Here is a 19,895-nt window from a genome sequence, read left to right as displayed (position 1 = left end):
GGAGCGTGTCCGGCGCCACCCCCACCGCGGATGCCGTGCTCGCGCTCGGCATCGACGTCGGCAGCACCAACACGAAGGTCGCGCTCGTCGCCATCGACGACACGGTGCGCGAGCTCGACGTGCGCTCGGTGGCCACCCCGGCCGACGCGGACGGCGTCGGCGACGCGGTGCGCGGCCTCGTCGACACCCTGACCGCCGGTCGGTCCGTCGCCGCGATCGGCATCGCGTCGATGGCCGAGACCGGCGTCGCCCTCGACGCCTCCAACGTGCCGCTGACCCCCCTCGTGCGCTGGGACGGCGCGCGCGGCGCCGCCGACGCCGCCGCCCTCCTCGACCGCTTCGGGCCGGAACTGTTCGCCCGCACGGGCGTGCCCCCGGGGCCGAAGACGCCGCTCGCGACGTGGGCGTGGCTGCGGCGCACCCAACCGACGACCTTCGGGGCGATGCGTCGCTGGGTGGGCGTGGCCGACCTGGTCGCGCTCGCGCTCACCGGCGAGCACGTCACCGACCACACGCTCGCCGGCCGCACCGGCGCGTACCGCCTCCCCGAGGGCACGACCCCGTCCGGGTGGGACGACGAACTGCTCGATGCCGTCGGGATGCACGCCGGCATGCTCCCCGCCGTCGGGGCGTCCGCGGTCACCACGCGGGGCGTTCCGGTCGTCGTCGCCGGGCACGACCACTCCGTCGGGGCGTGGGCGGCGGGCCTGCGCGCCCCCGGAAGCGTCGCGGACTCCGTCGGCACCGCGGAGGCCGTGCTCCGGATGCTCCACCACCCCGCCGACCGGGCGGCCGTCGCGGCCACCGGCATGAGCATCGTGCGCAGCATCCGCGACGACGCCGAAGTGCTGCTCGCGGGACACTCGGCCGCGGGTGCCCTGCTGCGTCAGTGGTGCGCGGAGGAGGGAGTGCCGGAGCACCGGGCGTTCGCCGACCTCCCCGACGGACCGGTCGAGGTCGCGGTGCTGCCCTACCCGCGTGGGCGGCAGACGCCCGCGCCGGACCCCCACGCGCGACTCGTGTGGGTCGACGCCGCCGGATCCGACCGGCGCACCCGCGCCCGAGCCCTGCTCGACGGGCTCGCGCTGCACGCGCGGTGGATGTACGACGCGCAGACCGCCCTCGCCGGCGACGGTCATCCGGAACGCATCGCCGTGCTCGGCGGACCGGCGCGCAATCCCGAGTTCGCGGCCATCAAGGCCGCCGTGAGCCCCGCGCCGCTCGCCCTCGTCACCGCGCGCGAACCGGTCGCCACGGGAGCCGCGATGATCGCCGTCGAACGCACGCTCGGCCACACCGCGCCCGTGCTGCCCGCGCGGCCCGTCGCCCCCGCCGCCGGCGACTACAGCGCGGCCATCGCCGGCTTCCCCACGCTGGCCCGCATCGCGGGCATCTCGACCACCCCCGAAGGAGCACGATGACCGACACCCCCGCCCCCACGCTCGACGCGATCGCCCGCCCCGGCGGCGGACTCGCGATGGTCGCGATGGACCAGCGCGAGAGCCTCCGCCACATGTTCGACCAGGCCGGCGCGGGCCGGCCCGCCGACGACGTGCTCGTGCAGTTCAAGCTCGACGTCGCCGACGCCCTCGGGCCGCTCGCCTCCGGATTCCTCATCGACCGGCACTACGGCTTCGACCGCCTCCGCGACGAGAGCCGGCTTCCCGGAAGCGCGGGGCTCATCCTCGCCGCCGACGCCCTCGAACAAGCCGACGGAGGCCCCGTCGAGGAGACCGGGCTCGACTCGCACGTACTCGCCCCCGACTTCGACCTCACCGGGGTCGCCGCGCTCAAGCTGCTCATCATCTGGCGCCGCGACGACAACCGCGAACAACGCGTGCAGCTCGCCCGCGACTTCGTCGAGGCCGCCGCCGCCCGCAACCTGCTCTCGGTGCTCGAACCCGTGGTGCGCGCGACGCCGGAGGAGGTCGACGCGGGCACGTGGGACCTCGACGACGCGATCGTCGAAGCCGCCGAGGAGCTCTCGCCGCTCGGCCAGAGCCTCTACAAAGTGCAGGTGCCGCTCGCCGGCGCCGGGGACGCCGACGCACAGCACGCCGCGAGTGAGCGGCTCGGCCGCGCCATCACCGGCCCGTGGGTCGTGCTCTCGCAAGGCGTCGACCGCAACCGATTCCTGCCCGCCGTCGAGGCCGCCTGCCGTGCCGGCGCGAGCGGATTCCTCGCCGGGCGCGCGCTGTGGAGCGACGTCGTCGGCGCGGGGGACGTGCCCGCCCGCCTGCGCGAGGTCTCCGTGCCGCGGCTCGAACGGCTCGTCGAGGTCGTCGATCGCAAGGCCCGTCCGTGGAGGCAGGCGTGACCGGGCCCCGCGTCGGGCTGCTGCACACGGTGCCGGCACTCGCCGCGACGTTCCAGGAACTCGTGACGCAGAGCGTGCCGGGCGCGGACGTCGTTCATGCCGTCGATGCGGGACTGCTCGCGACCGCCATCCGCGAGGGGGTGACGGATGAGGTGCGTCGGCAGGTGCGCACCCACGTGCGCCACCTCGTCGAAGACGGGGCGCACGCGGTGCTCGTGACGTGCTCCTCGATCGGCGAAGCGGTGGAGGAGGCGGCGGCGGAGGCCGCCGTGCCCGTGCTCCGCGTGGACGCCCCGATGGCCCGCGACGCCGTCGCCCGCGCCGGTGAGGGCGGACGGATCGTGGTGCTCGCGACCCTCGAGGCGACCCTCGGCCCGACCGGCCGGCTCATCCAGCGCGAGATCGACGCCGCCGGCAGCGGCGCGACCCTCACGGCGACCGTCCTCGAGGGTGCGGCGGCCGCCCGCTCGGCGGGGGACCAGTCGACCCACGACAGCCTCGTACGCGACGCGGTCGCCGCCGTCGACGGGGGAGAGGCGGCCGCCGACGTCATCGTGCTCGCCCAGGCGTCGATGGCCGCGGCGGTCGAAGGTGCCGAGCCGGGCATCCCGGTGCTCACCTCGCCCTCCGGTGGTGTCGCCGCGCTCGCCGAGGCGCTGCGGTGACCACCCGCGGGGTGAGCCTGCTCGCCTACGCCGACCGCTTCGGCGGCGGCATGACGGGACTGCGCGACCTGCTCGACGGTCCGCTCGCCGAGTTCGCGGGCGTGCACATCCTGCCCTTCTTCGTGCCCTTCGACGGTGCCGACGCCGGGTTCGACCCGATCGATCACGCGACCGTCGACCCGCGCCTCGGCGACTGGGACGACGTGCGCGCCATCGCCGCCCGCCGGGAGGTGACGGCCGATCTCATCGTCAACCACGTCTCCGCGTCGTCGGGGGAGTTCCGCGACTGGCTCGCCGACGGGGAGGCGTCGGAGCACCACGGCATGTTCCTCACCTTCGACACGGTGTTCCCGAACGGCGGAACCGAGCGCGAGATCACCGCGTTCTACCGTCCCCGGCCCGGCCTCCCGTTCACCTCCTACCAGTCGCCGGACGGCACGCGCCGCCTCGTCTGGACCACCTTCATGCCGAGCCAGGTCGACCTCGACGTCGCCCATCCGGCCGCCCACGCCTACCTGCGGCGCGTGCTCGCGGCGCTCGCCGACGGCGGGGTGACGACGGTGCGACTGGACGCGGTCGGCTACGCCGTGAAGACGCCCGGCAGCGACAGCTTCATGACCGAGCACACCCTCGGGTTCGTGCGCGAGATCACCGCGATGGTGCGCGAGTACGGCATGCGGGTGCTCGTCGAGGTGCACGCCCACTACACGCAGCAGCAGGCGATCGCGCCGCTCGTCGACCTCGTCTACGACTTCGCGTTGCCGCCGCTGCTGCTGCACTCGCTCGGCACGGGCACGATCGACCGGCTCATCCGCTGGCTCGAGATCCGCCCGCGGAACGCCGTGACGGTGCTCGACACCCACGACGGCATCGGCGTGATCGACGCGGGCCCGAGCGGTGACCGCCCGGGTCTGCTGTCGACGGAGGAGATGGCGGCGATCTTCGACCGCGCCGCCGCCGCGACCGACGGGCACTCGAGCATCGCGTCCGTCATACCGGCGTGGGCGCCGATGCCGCATCAGATCAACGCGACGTTCTTCAGCGTGCTGGAGGCGGATGCGGGCAGCTACCTGCTCGCGCGGGCCGTGCAGTTCTTCGTGCCCGGCGAGCCGCAGGTGTACTACGTGGGGCTGCTGGCCGGACTCGACGACGTCGAGCTCTTCCGCCGCACCGGTCAGGGGCGGGACGTGAACCGGCACGTCTACACGCGCGACGAGATCGACGCGGCGCTCGCCGGCGAGGTGCCGCGGGCGCTGCTCGACCTCGTGCGGCTGCGCTCGGCGCATCCGGCGTTCGAGGGTGCGTTCTCGGTCCGCGCGGTGAGCGCGACCGAACTCGAGCTCGCGTGGACGGCGGGCGAGCACCACGCCGTGCTGCACGCCGACCTCGCCGCCCGCACGCACCGCATCGACGCCACCCCGATCCCGCGGGTCGAGTAGGCGCGGCGGAGCCCGCCGTATCGAGACCGGTCGTGCGGGCGGGTTCCCTTCGACAGGCTCAGGGAACGGTCCCGTCCCGCCGGTCGAGTAGGCGCGGCGGAGCCCGCCGTATCGAGACCCCCACGGGGCAGAGTCTGCGGTCGGGAGGTCTCGATACGGGCGCTGGGGCGCCCTACTCGACCGGCGGGTGAAACGTCCGTCCCGCTGGTCGAGTAGGCGCGGCGGAGCCCGCCGTATCGAGACCCGTCGTACGGACTGGTTCCCCTCGAGCGGCCCGTCCGCGCTAGACGCCGTAGCGGAGGATCGCGGCGACGGGGGAGCCGTTCGGCAGGTCGCCCGCGTGCACCGGCAGCACCCGGCCGCTCGCCTGCAGCACTCGCGCGGCGATCTCGTCGAGGATCGCGTAGTCGCCGCGATGGGCCTCGTCGCCGAACTGCACCGCGCCGTCGTCGTCGGCCAGTCGCCCGTACAGCTCGCTGTCGAGGTCGATCATGAGCGAGTCGACCGCGCCGAAGGTCGCCGCGCGCGCCGTCTCCGACACGTCCGTCACGGCCCTGCCCTCGTTCTCGAGCTGCTGGAACTCCTCCCGCCACGACTCGAGCTGGCGCGCGTACAGCGCATCGAGGATGGGCACGGCCCGCCGGCCGAGTTCGTCGTCGCTCGTGTTGTCGTGGTTGCCGTCGATGATCTCCTCGACGAAATGCGGGTACTCGTTGATCGCCTGGTAGGCGGGCACGAGCGGCTGGGCCGCTGCGAGGATGAGCGGCAGCCCGCTCGCCTTCACGATCGGCAGGATCGCCTCCTGCGCGAGGCGCGCGTACTTCTGCTGCTCGATCCGGTCACCGGTCGCGCCTTGCGGGCGCGGCATGGCGGCACGGTCGGCGATCGCGGTGCGTTCGAGCACCGACGTGTCCGGCGGCAGTCCGTCGACGTCCACCGTGTGCGCTCCGGCGTCCGCCGCGACGCCGACGAGGCGGGCGTTCTTCTCCGACAGCACGAGCACCCACGCTCCGTAGGGGAAGGCGAGGGCGTGGAGGAGCTGCCCCAGTCGGAAGCGGTCCGATGCCGTCACCTCGGTATGCACGCGATTCGCCATCCGGTAGCTGCGCACGGTCGTGGGGCTGGCGAACACGGCGACGCTGCGGGCCTGGAAGCGCCAGAACTCCTCGTCGTCGATGATGTTGCGGATGTGCGCGCAGGTGGCCTTGACCTGATCTTCGGGCACACCTCGTTCGGTGAGCTCCCGGTCGGCGTCGTTCGCGAGACTCTTCAACGCGACCCGGGCGTTCTGGGCCTGCAGGGCGCCCGGTTCGATGTCGACGTAGAGCGAGATGCACGGCCCCCGTTCCGCGCTGAGCTCCTGAACCTGTTCGATCGTGGGGATGTCGACGTTCTGCACGGAATCTCCTTCGATGAGTCGGTGGGGCCACGTTAATCACGTGCTCGTCGGCGCGCGCCCCCGTCCAGTCAACTCTCGGGCGCTGCGGACCGCCCGCGCAGACGGACCCGTCTACCCACCCTCGTCAGGCCGGCGGGGGCGGCTCGGTGCGGAACCCGATGAGTTTGTGCGTGCCGTCGCAGAACGGCTTGATCGTCGACTTGCCGCACCGGCACAGGGCGACCGTGCGGCGCTCACGGTGGATGGGCGTGCCGTCGGCGTCGACGAGTTGCGCCGGTCCACGCACGAGCAGCGGGCCGTCCGGGTACGCGACGATGCTGACCTCGTCGGGATGCTCACGGGACACGGTGACCTCCTCGGGCGCGCAGGACGCGCGGTGACGAACCGGCGCGGGGGATGCGTCCGCCGGTGTAGCGCGCGCCACCCCTGACGCGCGCGCCCACCGCGAGCCAGGCGCACACCGCACGCTCGAGCACCCACGCAGGGGCCCACAGTGCGGCGGTCGGGGCGAACACCCGCCGGCCGCCGCGGCGTCGCCGGCCGAACTCGGCGACGCCGATCGCGATCGCGGCGATGCCGAGCAGTCGCCCCGGTCGTCGCGCGGCCCAGACGAGCATCGGGGCCAGGGCCAGCTCGGCGACGAGCCGAGCGGGCTGCGCGAAGCCGTCGTACGCCTGGCGCACGCGCTGCTCGCGGAAGTGGCGGGGGGTCGGCGGCCGACGTTCGATGAAGAGGTCGTCGGCGCGGATGATGCGTCCGCCGACCGCGCGGACGGTGCGGATGAGCTCGAGATTCTCGAACAGCACGTCGCCGTCGTACCCGCCGGCGTGCAGCAGCGTCGACCGCCGCACGGCGAGGGTGCCGGGGTGGTCGGATCCGAACGCGCGGTTGATGAGCGACCGGGCGGTGTCCCACCGGGCGTGCCAGGGGGTAGGTCGGAAGAAGTTCTGCGGCACCACGACATCGCCCCCGTCGAGCAGCTCGACCAGTCGCCGCAGCGTCTCCGGGGTGTGTCGCACGTCATCGTCGCCGAGCACGATCGCGTCGTGGCGGGCGTGGTGCACCCCGGTCATCACCCCGGCGACCTTGCCGTTGCGGCCCGGCCACTCCTCCGGTGCGACGTGGCGCACGGCCCCGGCCCACACGCGCGCATGCGCCGCGAAGACCGGGTCCGGCGAGCCGTCGACGACCGTGACGTCGAGGTGCGCGGCGAGGCGCAGCAGGTATCCGGTGAGCTCCGGGAGGCCCGAGTCCTCCGTCCAGCGGACCGGCAGCACGTACTCCGCCGCGAGTCGGGCGGGCGTCCCTCCGGGCGATGGCACCGTCGTCACGCCGTGCGCAGCGACGACCGGCCCGCCTCCCAGGCGTCCAGGATGTGCTGCGCACCCCATCCGTCGACGGCGAGGCACGCGGCCGCTCCGAACACGACCTCGTCGCGCAGTCGCGGTTCCGCGGCGACGAGACCGCCGGCCATGTCGCGCGCCGCGATCTGCTCGTGCACCGCATCCGCTTCGACGTGCTCGTCGAAGTACCAGGTGGCGTCGTCGTCGAAGCCCAAGCGACGCAGGCCGTTGCCGACCAGCCGGCTCGGAATCGACGACGTCATCTCGAACGCGGCGAGGTGGCCCACGATCGCCCCGCGCAGCCGGCGGTGCAGACCGAACAGCGACATCATGTTGGTCGAGGCGAGGATGATGCCCGGAACCACGTCGAGGTAGGCGCCGTACGCCGGATCGAGGCCGGCCGCCCGCAGGGTGCGGACGAAGATCGCGGAGTGGACCCGCTGCGGTCGACCGCCGCCGTACTCGTCGGACTGGATCTCGACGAGCGCGGCCTTCGACCGGCCGCTCAAGCGCGGCACCGCCCAGGAGTGCGGATCCGCCTCCTTGAGCGTGTACATCGTGCGGAGCATGAGCAGTTCGCGCACCTGCTCGAGGGTCGCGGTGCGCGCGACGTACCGGGACAGGCTGGGGCCGCCGTCCTTACCGGTCAGCTCGAAGAGCACGTCGGCCACCGGGCGGTCGTCGCGGTCGGGCACGGCGACGCGCTCGCGCAGGGCGCGCTCGAATGCGACCTCGATGCGGGCGCGCGCCGCGAGTGCGTCGGGATTCCACTCGAGCGCGTCGTCGACCCCTTCGATACCGCCGTAGTGCAGCTCGTAGAGGCAGAACAGCGCGAGCTGCAGGTCGTCGTCGGCGACGATATCGGCCGTGCCGGCGAGGGCGGCGTCGAGCGCCTCGTCGAGGTCCGCCGGTGCGGTGCCGCGCACGAGCAGCTCGAACACCGACTCGCTCACCGGGCCGCGCGGGCGGGGCATCCGCATCGGGCGCTGCTGCACGATCCCGTCGGACGAGGAGGCGTCGGGGGAGGCGGGGGCGTCGGCGATGGTCATATCGGCACGCTAGAAGCGCGCCTCGGTCGCGCGTGGCGCTCTCGAAGATCCCCCAGCTACTGCTCAGCGCTCGTCAGTGTTGAGCGCCGGTCCCGACGTCTTCGACCGTGTTCCGTGGACGGCCGCGGCGGGTCGCCCGACGCACGATGAGCGCGACCACCGCGGCGAGCGAGGCGAGCAGCGCGAGCCAGGGCAGCGCCGCCCCGAACGCGACGAGCACGCCGGAGAAGAAGGCGACGAGGCTCCCCCACCCGACGTTGAGCCCGTCGAGGAACGTTCCGGGTTCGTCGGCGGGCACCGCGTCGGGCGCCGCGATCTCGACGGCGAGGCTCGACATCGCGACCTGATCGGCGAGGGAGCGGCGCTGCGCCTCGAGACCCTCCAGCTCGCCCTGACGTTCGGAGATCGCGGTCTCGAGCTGCAGCAGCACGTCGGTGTCGTCCGCCTGCACGAGCAGGGCGAGCAGCCGATCGACGGAGGCGCGCAGCGCCGTGATCCGTGCGTCCAGATCCTGCGTCTGCGTCGTCACGTCGGTCGCCGACGTCGACACGTTCCGCACGTCGCCGAGCGCGTCGAGGTCGTCGATCACGGCGTCGAGTTCCTCGGCCGGCACGCGCAACACGAGGGAGGCGCGCGCGGAGGAGTCGTCGTCGCCGGCGACGAGCGAACGGGAGTCGACACGACCGCCTGCACCGATCGCGAGGGCGGCCGCCTCCGATGCCGCGGCCGCAGGGTCGTCGGCCGTGAGGGTCATCGTGCCGGAGCGGACGACCTGTCGGCCCGCATCCGGATCCGTTGCTTCGGCGTACGGGATGGTGCCGCCGCCCGCGGCGCCCTCCGCGTCGTCGACCGCGCCCGGGATCGGAGCCGGCGCGGCGGGCGCCTGCTCCGCCGTCGAGCCGCCCGAGTCGCTCGCCCCCATCGCCCCGCATCCGCCCAACGCGAGCACCGCGCCGAGCGCGATCACCGTCATCCCTGTGCGCCTCATGGGCTCACGCTACGGACGGGTCACACCCGACCACCACCCAACGTTCGGCGGCATTCGCTCGTCGGTCAGGTGGCCGTTCTACGCTGAGCCCATGCAGACACGAACGCTGGGTCGCACGGGTGCGACCGTCTCCTCCATCGGCCTCGGAACCTGGCAGCTCGGTGCCGACTGGGGCGAGGTGAGCGAAGAGGATGCCACCGCGGTGCTGCAGGCGTCGGTCGACGCCGGCGTCACCGTCTTCGACACCGCCGACGTGTACGGCGACGGCCGCAGCGAACAGCTCATCGGCCGCTTCCTCGCCGACACCGGTGCCCCGGTCTTCGTCGCCACGAAGATGGGTCGGCGCGTCGACCAGGTGCCCGAGAACTACACGCTCGAGAACTTCCGCGCCTGGACCGACCGTTCGCGCCGGAACCTCGACATGGACACCCTCCCGCTCGTGCAGCTGCACTGCCCGCCGACCGCCGTCTACTCCGACGACCGTGTGTTCGACGCGCTCGACACCCTCGTCGCCGACGGGGCGATCGCGTCGTACGGGGTGAGCGTCGAGACCGCGGATGAGGCCCTCACCGCGATCGCGCGACCGAACGTCGCGACGGTGCAGATCATCCTCAACGCGTTCCGCCTCAAGCCGCTCGACCGGGTGCTGCCCGCGGCGGTGGAGGCCGGGGTCGGCATCATCGCCCGCGTGCCGCTCGCCTCGGGACTGTTGAGCGGCAAGTACACGCGCGAGACGACGTTCGCCGAGAACGACCACCGCAACTACAACCGCAACGGCGAGGCCTTCGACGTGGGGGAGACCTTCTCGGGCGTGGACTACGACTCCGGAATCGCGGCCGCGCAGGAGTTCGCCGACCTCGCCCGTCAGCACGGGCTCGAGCCCGCTCGCGCCGCGCTCGCCTGGGTCGCCCAGCTCGACGGCGTGAGCACCGTCATCCCGGGTGCCCGCAACCCCGAACAGGCGCGCGGCAACGCCGCGGCGGGCCCCGTCGAGCCCCTCGGCGAGGAGTTCACGACGGCGGTACGCGACCTCTACGACCGCTACTTCCGCGAGGCGATCCACCCCCGCTGGTGAACCCGGGCCGTCCGGCGCACCTCACGTCGAGATCGGTTCCGCCGGTCGAGTAGGCGCGGCGAAGCCCGCGGTATCGAGACCTCGCAACCGGTGACCCGAATCCGGGTTCCTGGCCGCGGGTCTCGATACGGGCGCTGCGCGCCCTACTCGACCAGCGGGCCGCGGCTCAGCGGCCGAAGATCTCCCGCAGCGTCTCGAACGGCAGCTTCGGCGTGCGGTCCTCGCGCAGCACGCCATTGACCTCCTGCCGGGTGTCGGTGAACTGCGTGTAGCAGAACCCGGAGAGCAGCTCGCTGCCCTTGACCGCATCCATGATGTCGCGCAGGCGCCGCTCGAAGTCCGCGGCATCCGTCGCGACCGAATACCCCCAGCCGGCGTCGTCACCCTCGGTGTACTTGACCCCGCCGAACTCGGTGAGCATCACCGGGATGTCGGAGGCGGGTGCGCCCTCAAGCCACAGTCGGCGGCCCGCCGGCCCCATGTCGTCGAGCACTCGCGCGAGCAGCTCGCGGGTGTCGTATCGCGCGGCGAGCTCGGCGCCGGTGCTCGCGTAGTCGTGCACCGTGAGCAGGTCGGAGTCGGTGTGCTCCCATCCGTCGTTCGAGACCACCGGGCGACTCGGGTCGAGGGTGCGGGTGAGGGCGGCGAGCGCCCTCGTGTACTGCTGCTGCGCGGTGCTCTGCGGTCCGTGCTGCACCCCCCAGCTCTCGTTGAGCGGCACCCACGTGATGATCGACGGATGCGAGTGGTCACGTCGAACGAGGTCGGTCCACTCGGCGATCAGTCGCTGCACCGCCCGCGGTGAGAACGCGTACGCATTGGCGGTCTCCCCCCAGATGGTGAGGCCCAGCCGGTCGCACCAGTACAGGAAGCGCGGGTCCTCGGCCTTCTGGTGGATGCGCGCCGAGTTGAACCCCGACTCCTTGATGAGCTCGACCTCCCGGCGGAGCGTCTCCGCGGACGCCGCGAGGTGCGTGTCGGGCCAGTAGCCCTGCTCGAGCACGGAGCGCACGAAGAACGGCCGGTCGTTGAGCAGGAAACGGCCGTGGTCGATGGCGACGCTCCGCAGCCCCAGGTAGCTCGCGATCTCGTCGCGGCGGCCCACCGCATCGATCAGCACGACCTCCGCGTCGATGAGCTGCGGGTACTCGGGTGACCAGAGCAGCTTCTCGTGCTGCTGCCCGTTCTCCTGCACCGCGAGCGCGAGCCGCAACCGCACCTCCGTGTCGAGCACCTGCACGGACTGCACCGTCAGGGTCTCGTCGCCGAGAGCGAGACGCACGGTGAGCTGCGCGTCGTCGCCGCGCGTCCATCCGTCGATCTCGGCGAGCAGATCGATCGCGCGACCGGGCACGTCCGGGGTCCAGGCGAGCCGGCGCACGTGCACCGGGGCGACAGCCTCGAGCCACACGGGCTGCCAGATGCCCGTCGTGCGCTCGTACCAGATCTCGGTCGGCTGCTCGCGCCAGTCCTGCTTGCCGCGCGGCTGGGTGACGTCGCGCGGGTCGTCCTGCGCGCGCACGACGAGACGGTGCTCGCCCGCCGCGGCGACGAGGTGAGTGACCTCGAACGAGAACGGCGTCTGCCCGCCCTCGTGGCGCCCCAGGTGCTGCCCGTCGAGCCACACGTCGGCGATGTAGTCGACCGCGCCGAAGTGCAGGATCGCGCGGTCGCCGTCGCCGCGGAACCCGGCGGCCGCGAGGTCGTCGGCGGTGAGTGTACGGCCGTACCAGACGACCGGGAGGAAGCCCGTCTCATGCACGCCCGATGCGGGGGACTCCGGCGGATACGGCACGACGATGTCGCGGTCGAACTCGCGCACACCGGTGAGACGGGACGCGCCGTCGTCGCCGATCGCGAAGCGCCACGTGCCGGTCAGGTCGGCGTGGTTCCGGCGCACCAGCTGCGGGCGCGGATACGTGCCGTCGAGTTCGGTGGCGCGGGGGAGGTCGGTGAGCGGTGCGGACATGACGCCTCTCGGATTACATCGTTGGAATTCAGTCGGTCAAGCCTAACCACGTGCCGCACGCGCTCGGAAGTCCCGCCGCGGTTTGCGTCATCCGCCGACTCGTCCGTACACGCCCGCCGCGACCGGCCGTCGCCGATCCGTTTCCCGTCAGTAGGTGCCCTTACGGATGCGCCACGAGGGCGTCTACTGACGGGAAACCGACCAAGGCGGCAGAGCGCTCGGTGGGGCGGCGGAGCGGGTGGGCGGCGGAGCGGCCGGGCGGGCGGCGGAGCGGCCGGGTGGCCGGTGGGGTCAACCGTGCTGGTCGGGGTGCAGACCCGTGCGGTCGCCCGACTCGAGCCCGGCGATCCGCTGCATCGCGTCGTCGTCGAGTTCGAACCCGAAGACGTCCGCGTTCTCGCGCACCCGCTCGATCGACGAGGACTTCGGGATGACGACGTTGCCGAGCTGCAGGTGCCAGCGCAGCACGACCTGCGCGGGGGTGCGCTCGTAGCGCTCGGCGAGCGCGGCGAGCACCGCGTCGTCGAGCACGCGTCCGCGGGCGAGCGGACTCCACGCCTCCGTGACGATGCCGTGCTCGGCACCGTATTCGCGCACCGCGCGCTGGGAGAGCCACGGATGCAGCTCCACCTGGTTGACGACGGGCACCGTCTCGCTCTCGGCGGCGAGCCGCTCGAGGTGGTGCGGCTCGAAGTTGCTCACCCCGATGGAGCGGACCCGACCGCTCGCCTTGAGTTCCTCGAGCGCGTGCCAGGTCTCGACGTAGCGGTCCTGGGTGGGGGCGGGCCAATGAATGAGGTAGAGGTCGATGTAGTCGAGACCGAGCAGCCCGATGCTCTCGTCGAACGCGCGCAGCGTGCGGTCCCGGCCCTGGTCGTCGTTCCACACCTTGGTGGTGACGAAGAGCTCCTCCCGCGGCACACCGGAGGCGCGCATCCCGGCACCCACCCCGCGCTCGTTGCGGTAGAGGGTCGCGGTGTCGATGTGGCGGTAACCGGCCTCGATGGCGCTCTGCACCAGTTCGCCGGCCGCGGCATCCGCGACCTTGTAGACGCCGAGGCCGAGCTGGGGAATGCTGCGGCCGTCGTTAAGTTGAATCCGGGGGATCTCGTTCACGACTCCCATTATTCGGTCGAAAGGGAGTTCGGATGACACGTCTCATGATCATCGTCGGCAGCGTGCGCGAGGGGCGGGTCGGCCTGCCGGTCGCGCAGTGGGTGCGGGCGGAGGTCGAACGGCACGGCGGCTTCGAGGTGGACTTCGTCGACCTCGCCGAACTGGCGCTGCCGCTCATGGACGAGCCGAACCACCCCGCGAAGCACGAGTACACGCGGCCGTACACGATGGCGTGGAGCGAGCGGGTGACGGCCGCCGACGCCTTCGTGTTCGTGACGCCTGAGTACAACCACAGCCTCTCGCCCGCGCTCAAGAACGCCGTGGACTATCTGTTCCGGGAGTGGGGCCGCAAGCCGGTCGGCTTCGTCAGCTACGGCGGCGTGTCGGGCGGAAGCCGCTCGGTGGCGGCGTTCGAACCCGTCCTGACGACCCTCGGGCTCGTGAAGACCGGCTCGAACGTCGAGATCCCGTTCGTCGGCGGTCGCCTCGTCGACGGAGCGTTCGCGGCGGAGGATCGCGAGCGCGGACTCCTGAACCGGATGCTCGACGAGCTCGGCCCGCTCAGCGAGGCGCTGCGCCCGCTGCGCTGACCGCGGCGCGCGCTCGCCGGCGTTATGTCCACTGGCGGCAAAGGCCCCGTGAGAACGCTGGATGAAGGGCTTTCGACGCCACTGGACGAGGGTGCGCGGCGCGGGCGACGGATGGGTCAGCTCGGCTGCACCGGCACGGGCTCGGTGTCGGGGATGGGGCTCGCGTCGCGGCCGCGGAGGTCCGGATGGGCGCGTTTGAAGACGGCGGAGACGATGACGCCGAGCAGCGCGATCGCCGCCGCGGTGAGGTACCCGCCGGTCGCGCCGTAGCCGTCGATGAGGAACCCGGCGACGGCGGAACCGAGGGCCGCACCGATCAGCTGACCGGTGCCGACCCATCCGTACGCCTCGGCGGTGTCGCTGAACTTCACGCTCGAGGAGACGATCGCGAACATCACCGCGAGCGCCGGCGCGATGCCGATGCCGGCGATGAGCAGCCACACCGACAGCCACCAGAAGTCGAGCCAGAACACGACGCCGGCCATGCCGATGAAGACGATGAGCATGCGCCGGGTCATCGCCCACGGCCCGACCGGGATGTGGCCGAGCGCGAGGCCTCCGGCGAGCGAGCCGATCGCGAAGATCGCGAGCACGATGCCGGATTCGGGTCCGCCGTGCCCGAACGTCGCGACGACGGCCGCCTCGACCGCCGCGCAGGCGCCGATGAGCAGGAATCCGACGACGGTCGACAGCAGCACCGGCGGGCGCCGCAGCACGACGCCGAACGCCCGCTTGCTGCGGGGGATGCGCACCCGCCCCACCTCGGGTGAGGCGATGAACCACGCGCCGCCGCCCACCATGAAGACCATCGCGACGACGATCGCGAGCACCGTCGAGATCTGCGTGGCGATGAACGTGGTCACGACGGGCGCGGCGACCCAGATGATCTCCTGCGCCGACGCATCGAGCGAGAACAGCGGGGTGAGCTGCCGCGAGGTCACCATCTTCGGGTAGATCGTGCGCACCGCCGGCTGGACGGGCGGGGTGGCGAGACCGCCGACGAACCCGATCGCCATGTAGCCCCACACCTCGAGCGGCAAGAAGGCGATGCCGGCCATCGACAGCACGCACACCACGAGGGTGAGGCTGAGCACGGGACGCATACCCCAGCGGCCCATCCACCGGCTGGTGAGCGGTCCGGCGATCGCCTGGCCCACGCTCGTCGCGGCGAGGACGAGTCCCGCGGCGCCGTACGATCCGGTCGCGCGTTCGACGTGCAGGAGGTAGGCGAGCGAGAGCATCCCGTTGGGGAAACGCGCCGTGAGCTGCGCCGCGATGATCCGCGCGACGCCCGGCGTCTTCAACAGATCCGCGTAACTACTCACAAGCAGTGGAGTCTATCGCCGCCGCAGGCCCGGGATCCCGCGTCGGAGGCGGCGGATAACGTGTGCATAAGCCCGCGAACTTATGCACAGCTGTGGACGACACGCCCACTACATCTAGGGATGACACCGTGTCGGTGGCCCGATATATAGTGTTCTCACGCCGCCCGGGGGATCGAGGCGGACAACAGATTTCGGGGTCGCGCGGGTACCCGCCGCGCAAGAGGAGGAGCCGACAGTGGCCATCACGGTAGTGAAGCGGAACGGCGAGCGTGAGCCGTACGACGCGAACAAGATCAACCTCGCGATCGAGCACGCCAGCGCCGGTCTCGACGACAACATCACCTGGGTCACCCAGATCGCGTCGGAGCTCGAACTCACCCTGTTCGACGGCATCACCACCCAGCAGCTCGACGAGGCCGTCATCCAGGTGGCGCTGCAGAACGTCAAGGACGACCCCGCCTTCGACACCGTCGCGGCCCGCCTCCTGCTGAAGACCATCTACAAGCGCGTGCTCGGCGACTACGAGACCGCCGACGAGCTCAAGTCGCTGCACGAGCAGCACTTCGAGAAGAACGTGCGCCGCGGCGTCGAGGAGGGTCTGCTCGACCCGCGCCTGACCCAGATGTTCGACTTCGACCGTCTCGCGGCCGCCCTCGAGCCGGCCCACGACGAGCTGCTCAAGTACATCGGCGTCGTCACCCTCAACAACCGCTACGGCATCAAGGGCCGCAACGGCGACGCCCTCGAGGTGCCGCAGTACTTCTGGATGCGCATCGCGATGGGCCTCTCGCTCAACGAGGCCGACCCCACGAGCCACGCGATCGCCTTCTACGAGAAGATGTCGAAGCTCGAGTACCTCGCCGCCGGGTCGACCCTCGTCAACGCAGGCACCATCTACCCCCAGCTCGCGAACTGCTTCGTCATGGAGATGCAGGACGACATGGAGCACATCGCGAAGACGACCCGCGACGTGATGTGGCTCACCAAGGGCACCGGCGGCATCGGCCTCTCGGTCACGAAGCTCCGTGCCCAGGGCTCGCCCATCCGCTCGAACAACACCACGTCGACCGGCCCGATCCCGTTCATGCACACGATCGACTCGATCCTGCGTGCGGTCAGCCGCGGCGGCAAGAAGTTCGGCGCGCTGTGCTTCTACATGGAGAACTGGCACCTCGACTTCGGCGAGTTCCTCGACCTGCGTCAGAACTCCGGCGACCCCTACCGCCGCACCCGCACCGCCAACACGGCCGTGTGGATCAGCGACGAGTTCATGAAGCGCGTGCAGAACGACGACGACTGGTACCTCTTCGACCCGCTCGAGGTCGCCGACCTCAACGAGCTCTACGGCAAGGCGTTCTCGAAGCGCTACGCCGAGTACGTCGAGAAGGCCGAGCGCGGCGAACTGCGGATGTTCAAGAAGATCCGCGCCCGCGAGCAGTTCAAGGCGATCCTCATCTCCCTCCAGTCGACCAGCCACCCGTGGCTGACCTGGAAGGACACGATCAACAACCGTGCCCTGAACAACAACACCGGCACCATCCACCTGTCGAACCTCTGCACCGAGATCACGCTCCCGCAGGACATCGACAACGTCTCGGTCTGCAACCTCGCCTCGATCAACCTGTCGCGGCACCTCGCGAACGGCCGCCTCGACTTCGCCAAGATCGAGGAGAGCGCGCGTCTCGCCGTGCGTCAGCTCGACAACCTCATCGACATCACGCGGTCGAGCGTCAAGGAGGCCGACTACTCCAACCAGCAGAACCGCGCCGTCGGCCTCGGCGTCATGGGCTTCACCGACGTCGTCGAGAAGCTCGGTCTGAGCTACGAGAGCGAAGAGGCGTACGACCTGATCGACGAGATCATGGAGCACGTCTCGTACGCGGCGATCGACGAGTCGGCGAACCTGGCGCAGGAGCGCGGGGCGTACCCGAACTTCCAGGGCAGCCGCTGGTCGCAGGGCATGGTGCCGCTCGACTCGATCGACCTCACCGAGGCCGACCGCGGCGTCGAGGTCAAGGTCAACCGCACCTCGCGACTCGACTGGGACGCGCTGCGCGCCAAGGTCAAGGGTGGCATGCGCAATGCGACGCTCATGGCGATCGCGCCCACCGCATCCATCGGCCTCGTCGCCGGCACCACCCCGGGTCTCGACCCGCAGTTCTCGCAGATCTTCAGCCGCGCGACCTCGAACGGCAAGTTCCTCGAGGTCAACCGCAACCTCGTGACCGACCTGCAGCGCCTCGGCCTCTGGGACTCGGTGCGCGAGGCGATCCTGCGCAGCCAGGGCGACATCCAGAACATCGCGGCGATCCCGGACCACATCAAGGCCGTGTACAAGACGAGCTTCCAGCTCTCGCCGTACGCGTTCCTCGAGGTCGCGGCCCGCGCGCAGAAGTGGATCGACCAGGCGATCAGCCGCAACATGTACCTCGAGACGCGCGACATCGACGACATGATGGACATCTACACGTCGGCGTGGGAGCGCGGCGTGAAGACGACGTACTACCTGCACATGAAGCCGCGCCACACGGCCGAGCAGTCGACGGTGCGCGTCAACAAGTCGGAGCAGATCGGCGAAGGCACCAAGCGCGGATTCGGCGCGGCCACGCCCGGCACGCCCGCCCCCGTCTCGGCCGAGCCGGCCGCCGAACCCGCCGTCGCGGCGCCGGCCCGCAAGGGCTTCGGCTTCGGCGGCCTCACCGCGAAGGACAACTGATGAACGGCCAGACCACAGCATCCGCGAGTACGTTCGACTACTACGTGCCCGAAGACCCCATGGACGCACTGCAGTGCGATTCGTGCCAGTAGGAAAGGACTGACGTGTCCGGCATTCTCGGCACCGGCATCCAGGAGGGACTCCTCCTCAAACCGGTCACCTACAAATGGGCGATGGACCTCTACGACCAGGCTGTCGCGAACACCTGGTTCCCCAACGAGGTGCAGCTCGGCGAGGACATCGCCGACTTCAAGAAGATGACCGATGAGGAACGCCACGCGATCACGTTCCTCATGAGCTACTTCAACCCGAACGAGCTGCTCGTCAACAAGGCGCTCGCGTTCGGCGTCTACCCCTACATCAAGGCTCCCGAGGCGCACCTCTACCTCGCGAAGCAGATGTGGGAGGAGGCGAACCACTGCATGTCGTTCGAGTACGTGCTCGAGACCTTCCCGATCGACCGCGATCAGGCCTACAACTCCCACGTCGACGTGCCGTCGATGGCCCGCAAGGAGGAGTTCGAGGTCCGCTACATCAAGCGGATGACCGAGGAGACCCTCGACATCACGACGACGGAGGGCAAGAAGGACTTCATCCGGAACCTCGTCGCCTACAACATCATCCTCGAGGGCATCTGGTTCTACTCGGGCTTCATGGTGGCGCTGTCGTTCCGTCAGCGGAATCTGCTGCGCAACTTCGGTTCGCTCATGGACTGGATCGTGCGCGACGAGTCGCTGCACCTGAAGTTCGGCATCAACCTGATCCTCACGGTGCTCGACGAGAACCCCGACCTGCAGACGCCGGAGTTCGCCGCCGAGATCAAGCAGATGATCCTGGATGCGGTCGAGATGGAAGAGGCGTACAACCGTGACCTGCTGCCCAACGGCATCCTGGGTCTCAACGCCAACTACATCAACCAGTACGTGAAGTACCTGGCGGACCGGCGTCTCGAGGAGCTCGGCTTCGAGGCGGAGTACAACGTCGCGAACCCGGCCAAGTGGATGGCGACCGCGAACGACACGCTGCAGCTCGTGAACTTCTTCGAGTCGACGAACACGTCGTACGAGGTCAACTCGGGAGTGAAGGTCGGCGCCAAGGCCGAGTGACACCCCACCGCACGGAACCCCTCGCGCTCGGCGCGGGGGGTTCCGTCGTTCCGTCATGGTGCGTTCCGCGGGCCCGCCGGTCTGGTGCCCGTCGATCCCGTGTCCGTTCCCCGAGCGGCCTGCTTTCCCTGGGGGCCGGTCGCGCTGCCCCGCCGCGCATGCGCGCCAGGAAAACGAGTAGCGCGAGACGGAAGCAGTAGCGCGGGCGCCCGTTCCCTCAGCCCGTCGAAGCGAACCCGGTACGAACGGGCTCGGAGGAGTGCGCGGAGGCGGTCTAGGCTCGATCGGTGACCGTCGAGATCTCCCGTGTGCCCTGGTCGGATGAGCGGGGTGCCGTGCTGCGGCGCCTCATGTCCGAGGAGATGAACGAGCGCTACGAGGGCAGTCACGACCACGACCCGGACTTCCCGCGCAAGGCGGCGATCGCCTTCACGATCGACCCGGCGACGGTGGTGACGTGCGTGCTCGCGACCGACGACGGCGAGCCGGTCGGGCACGCCGCTCTGCGTCGCGTCGACGACTACTTCGAGCTGAAGAACGTGATCGTCGTGCCGTCGCACCGCGGACGGGGGCTCGGGCACGCGCTGCTCGCCGAGATCGAACGGGCGACGATCGACGCGGGTGGCGACGCGCTCCTGCTGCAGACCGGTGACCGCCAGCCCGAGGCGGTGGCGCTGTACGAGAAGCTCGGCTACGAGCAGATCCCGCCGTTCGGCAACTACACGCTCATCTCGAACTCGATCTGCTTCCGCAAGCGGCTCGAGATCGCGTCCGGCCCCGCGGCTCGCTGACCGCGCC

At 70.8% G+C, this 19,895-nt stretch carries 17 protein-coding genes; 9 read left to right on the top strand and 8 right to left on the bottom strand.

All coding sequences use genetic code 11. The features are described from left to right. Window positions 1-5: 5 nt before the first annotated feature. The 4 genes from CLV46_RS12135 to gtfA are packed head-to-tail and all read left to right on the top strand — an operon-like array spanning window position 6 to window position 4,421. Window positions 6-1,421 (top strand): FGGY-family carbohydrate kinase, encoded by a 1,416-nt coding sequence (locus tag CLV46_RS12135; protein ID WP_157802314.1) that lies wholly within the window; start codon window positions 6-8, stop codon window positions 1,419-1,421. Next, window positions 1,418-2,317, top strand: a complete 900-nt coding sequence (locus CLV46_RS12130; protein ID WP_100365010.1) for a hypothetical protein — start codon at window positions 1,418-1,420, stop codon at window positions 2,315-2,317. The genes CLV46_RS12135 and CLV46_RS12130 overlap by 4 nt, the downstream gene beginning before the upstream one ends. Further along, window positions 2,314-2,982: an aspartate/glutamate racemase family protein gene (locus tag CLV46_RS16710; RefSeq protein WP_157802313.1), complete on the top strand. Its 669-nt coding sequence runs from the start codon at window positions 2,314-2,316 to the stop codon at window positions 2,980-2,982. The genes CLV46_RS12130 and CLV46_RS16710 overlap by 4 nt, the downstream gene beginning before the upstream one ends. Then, window positions 2,979-4,421: a sucrose phosphorylase gene (gene gtfA, locus CLV46_RS12120; RefSeq protein WP_245866796.1), complete on the top strand. Its 1,443-nt coding sequence runs from the start codon at window positions 2,979-2,981 to the stop codon at window positions 4,419-4,421. The genes CLV46_RS16710 and gtfA overlap by 4 nt, the downstream gene beginning before the upstream one ends. A 283-nt stretch (window positions 4,422-4,704) precedes the next feature. Here gtfA and CLV46_RS12115 read toward each other — a convergent pair whose 3' ends face one another. The 5 genes from CLV46_RS12115 to CLV46_RS12095 all read right to left on the bottom strand — a co-directional run bounded on the left by CLV46_RS12115 (window position 4,705) and on the right by CLV46_RS12095 (window position 9,200). Then, window positions 4,705-5,820, bottom strand: coding sequence for a baeRF11 domain-containing protein (locus CLV46_RS12115; protein ID WP_100365008.1), 1,116 nt, complete (start codon window positions 5,818-5,820; stop codon window positions 4,705-4,707). Between the two features lie 124 nt (window positions 5,821-5,944). Beyond that, entirely contained in the window at window positions 5,945-6,166 is a 222-nt protein-coding gene (locus CLV46_RS12110) for a CDGSH iron-sulfur domain-containing protein (protein WP_100365007.1), read from the bottom strand. Beyond that, window positions 6,156-7,151: a glycosyltransferase family 2 protein gene (locus CLV46_RS12105; RefSeq protein WP_245866794.1), complete on the bottom strand. Its 996-nt coding sequence runs from the start codon at window positions 7,149-7,151 to the stop codon at window positions 6,156-6,158. The genes CLV46_RS12110 and CLV46_RS12105 overlap by 11 nt, the downstream gene beginning before the upstream one ends. Further along, the gene (locus tag CLV46_RS12100; RefSeq protein WP_100366042.1) at window positions 7,148-8,143 is read right to left on the bottom strand and encodes an iron-containing redox enzyme family protein; all 996 of its coding nucleotides are present in this window, start codon (window positions 8,141-8,143) and stop codon (window positions 7,148-7,150) included. Before CLV46_RS12100 ends, CLV46_RS12105 begins: the two co-directional genes overlap by 4 nt. Window positions 8,144-8,285: 142 nt before the next feature. Continuing rightward, the gene (locus tag CLV46_RS12095; RefSeq protein WP_100365005.1) at window positions 8,286-9,200 is read right to left on the bottom strand and encodes a DUF4349 domain-containing protein; all 915 of its coding nucleotides are present in this window, start codon (window positions 9,198-9,200) and stop codon (window positions 8,286-8,288) included. 91 nt (window positions 9,201-9,291) lie between these two features. Between CLV46_RS12095 and CLV46_RS12090 the strand changes: the two genes are divergently transcribed. Continuing rightward, window positions 9,292-10,275, top strand: coding sequence for an aldo/keto reductase (locus CLV46_RS12090; RefSeq protein ID WP_100365004.1), 984 nt, complete (start codon window positions 9,292-9,294; stop codon window positions 10,273-10,275). 166 nt (window positions 10,276-10,441) lie between these two features. On the opposite strand, the gene CLV46_RS12085 is transcribed toward CLV46_RS12090, so the two are convergent. After that, window positions 10,442-12,244, bottom strand: coding sequence for a glycoside hydrolase family 2 protein (locus tag CLV46_RS12085; RefSeq protein WP_100365003.1), 1,803 nt, complete (start codon window positions 12,242-12,244; stop codon window positions 10,442-10,444). A gap of 291 nt (window positions 12,245-12,535) precedes the next feature. After that, window positions 12,536-13,369 (bottom strand): aldo/keto reductase, encoded by an 834-nt coding sequence (locus CLV46_RS12080; RefSeq protein ID WP_211282267.1) that lies wholly within the window; start codon window positions 13,367-13,369, stop codon window positions 12,536-12,538. A 23-nt stretch (window positions 13,370-13,392) separates the two neighbouring features. Here CLV46_RS12080 and CLV46_RS12075 point away from each other — a divergent pair, with 23 nt between their 5' ends. Further along, on the top strand, window positions 13,393-13,950 hold the full coding sequence (locus CLV46_RS12075; RefSeq protein ID WP_100365002.1) for an NADPH-dependent FMN reductase: 558 nt from the start codon (window positions 13,393-13,395) through the stop codon (window positions 13,948-13,950). Window positions 13,951-14,066: 116 nt separating this feature from the next. On the opposite strand, the gene CLV46_RS12070 is transcribed toward CLV46_RS12075, so the two are convergent. Beyond that, the gene (locus CLV46_RS12070; protein WP_100365001.1) at window positions 14,067-15,275 is read right to left on the bottom strand and encodes an MFS transporter; all 1,209 of its coding nucleotides are present in this window, start codon (window positions 15,273-15,275) and stop codon (window positions 14,067-14,069) included. A 235-nt stretch (window positions 15,276-15,510) separates the two neighbouring features. Between CLV46_RS12070 and CLV46_RS12065 the strand changes: the two genes are divergently transcribed. The 3 genes from CLV46_RS12065 to CLV46_RS12055 all read left to right on the top strand — a co-directional run bounded on the left by CLV46_RS12065 (window position 15,511) and on the right by CLV46_RS12055 (window position 19,888). Then, window positions 15,511-17,991 carry a ribonucleoside-diphosphate reductase subunit alpha gene (locus tag CLV46_RS12065; protein ID WP_211282192.1) on the top strand — a complete coding sequence of 827 codons (2,481 nt, stop codon included), beginning with the start codon at window positions 15,511-15,513 and terminating at the stop codon, window positions 17,989-17,991. Window positions 17,992-18,095: 104 nt separating this feature from the next. Beyond that, complete coding sequence (locus tag CLV46_RS12060) at window positions 18,096-19,097, top strand: ribonucleotide-diphosphate reductase subunit beta (protein ID WP_100365000.1); 1,002 nt, start codon at window positions 18,096-18,098, stop codon at window positions 19,095-19,097. 287 nt (window positions 19,098-19,384) lie between these two features. Beyond that, window positions 19,385-19,888, top strand: a complete 504-nt coding sequence (locus CLV46_RS12055) for a GNAT family N-acetyltransferase (RefSeq protein WP_100364999.1) — start codon at window positions 19,385-19,387, stop codon at window positions 19,886-19,888. The last annotated feature ends 7 nt before the right edge of the window (window positions 19,889-19,895 follow it).

Source organism: Diaminobutyricimonas aerilata, assembly GCF_002797715.1.
Classification (GTDB): Bacteria; Actinomycetota; Actinomycetes; order Actinomycetales; family Microbacteriaceae; genus Diaminobutyricimonas; species Diaminobutyricimonas aerilata.
This window is presented reverse-complemented; position numbering and strand designations above follow the sequence as displayed.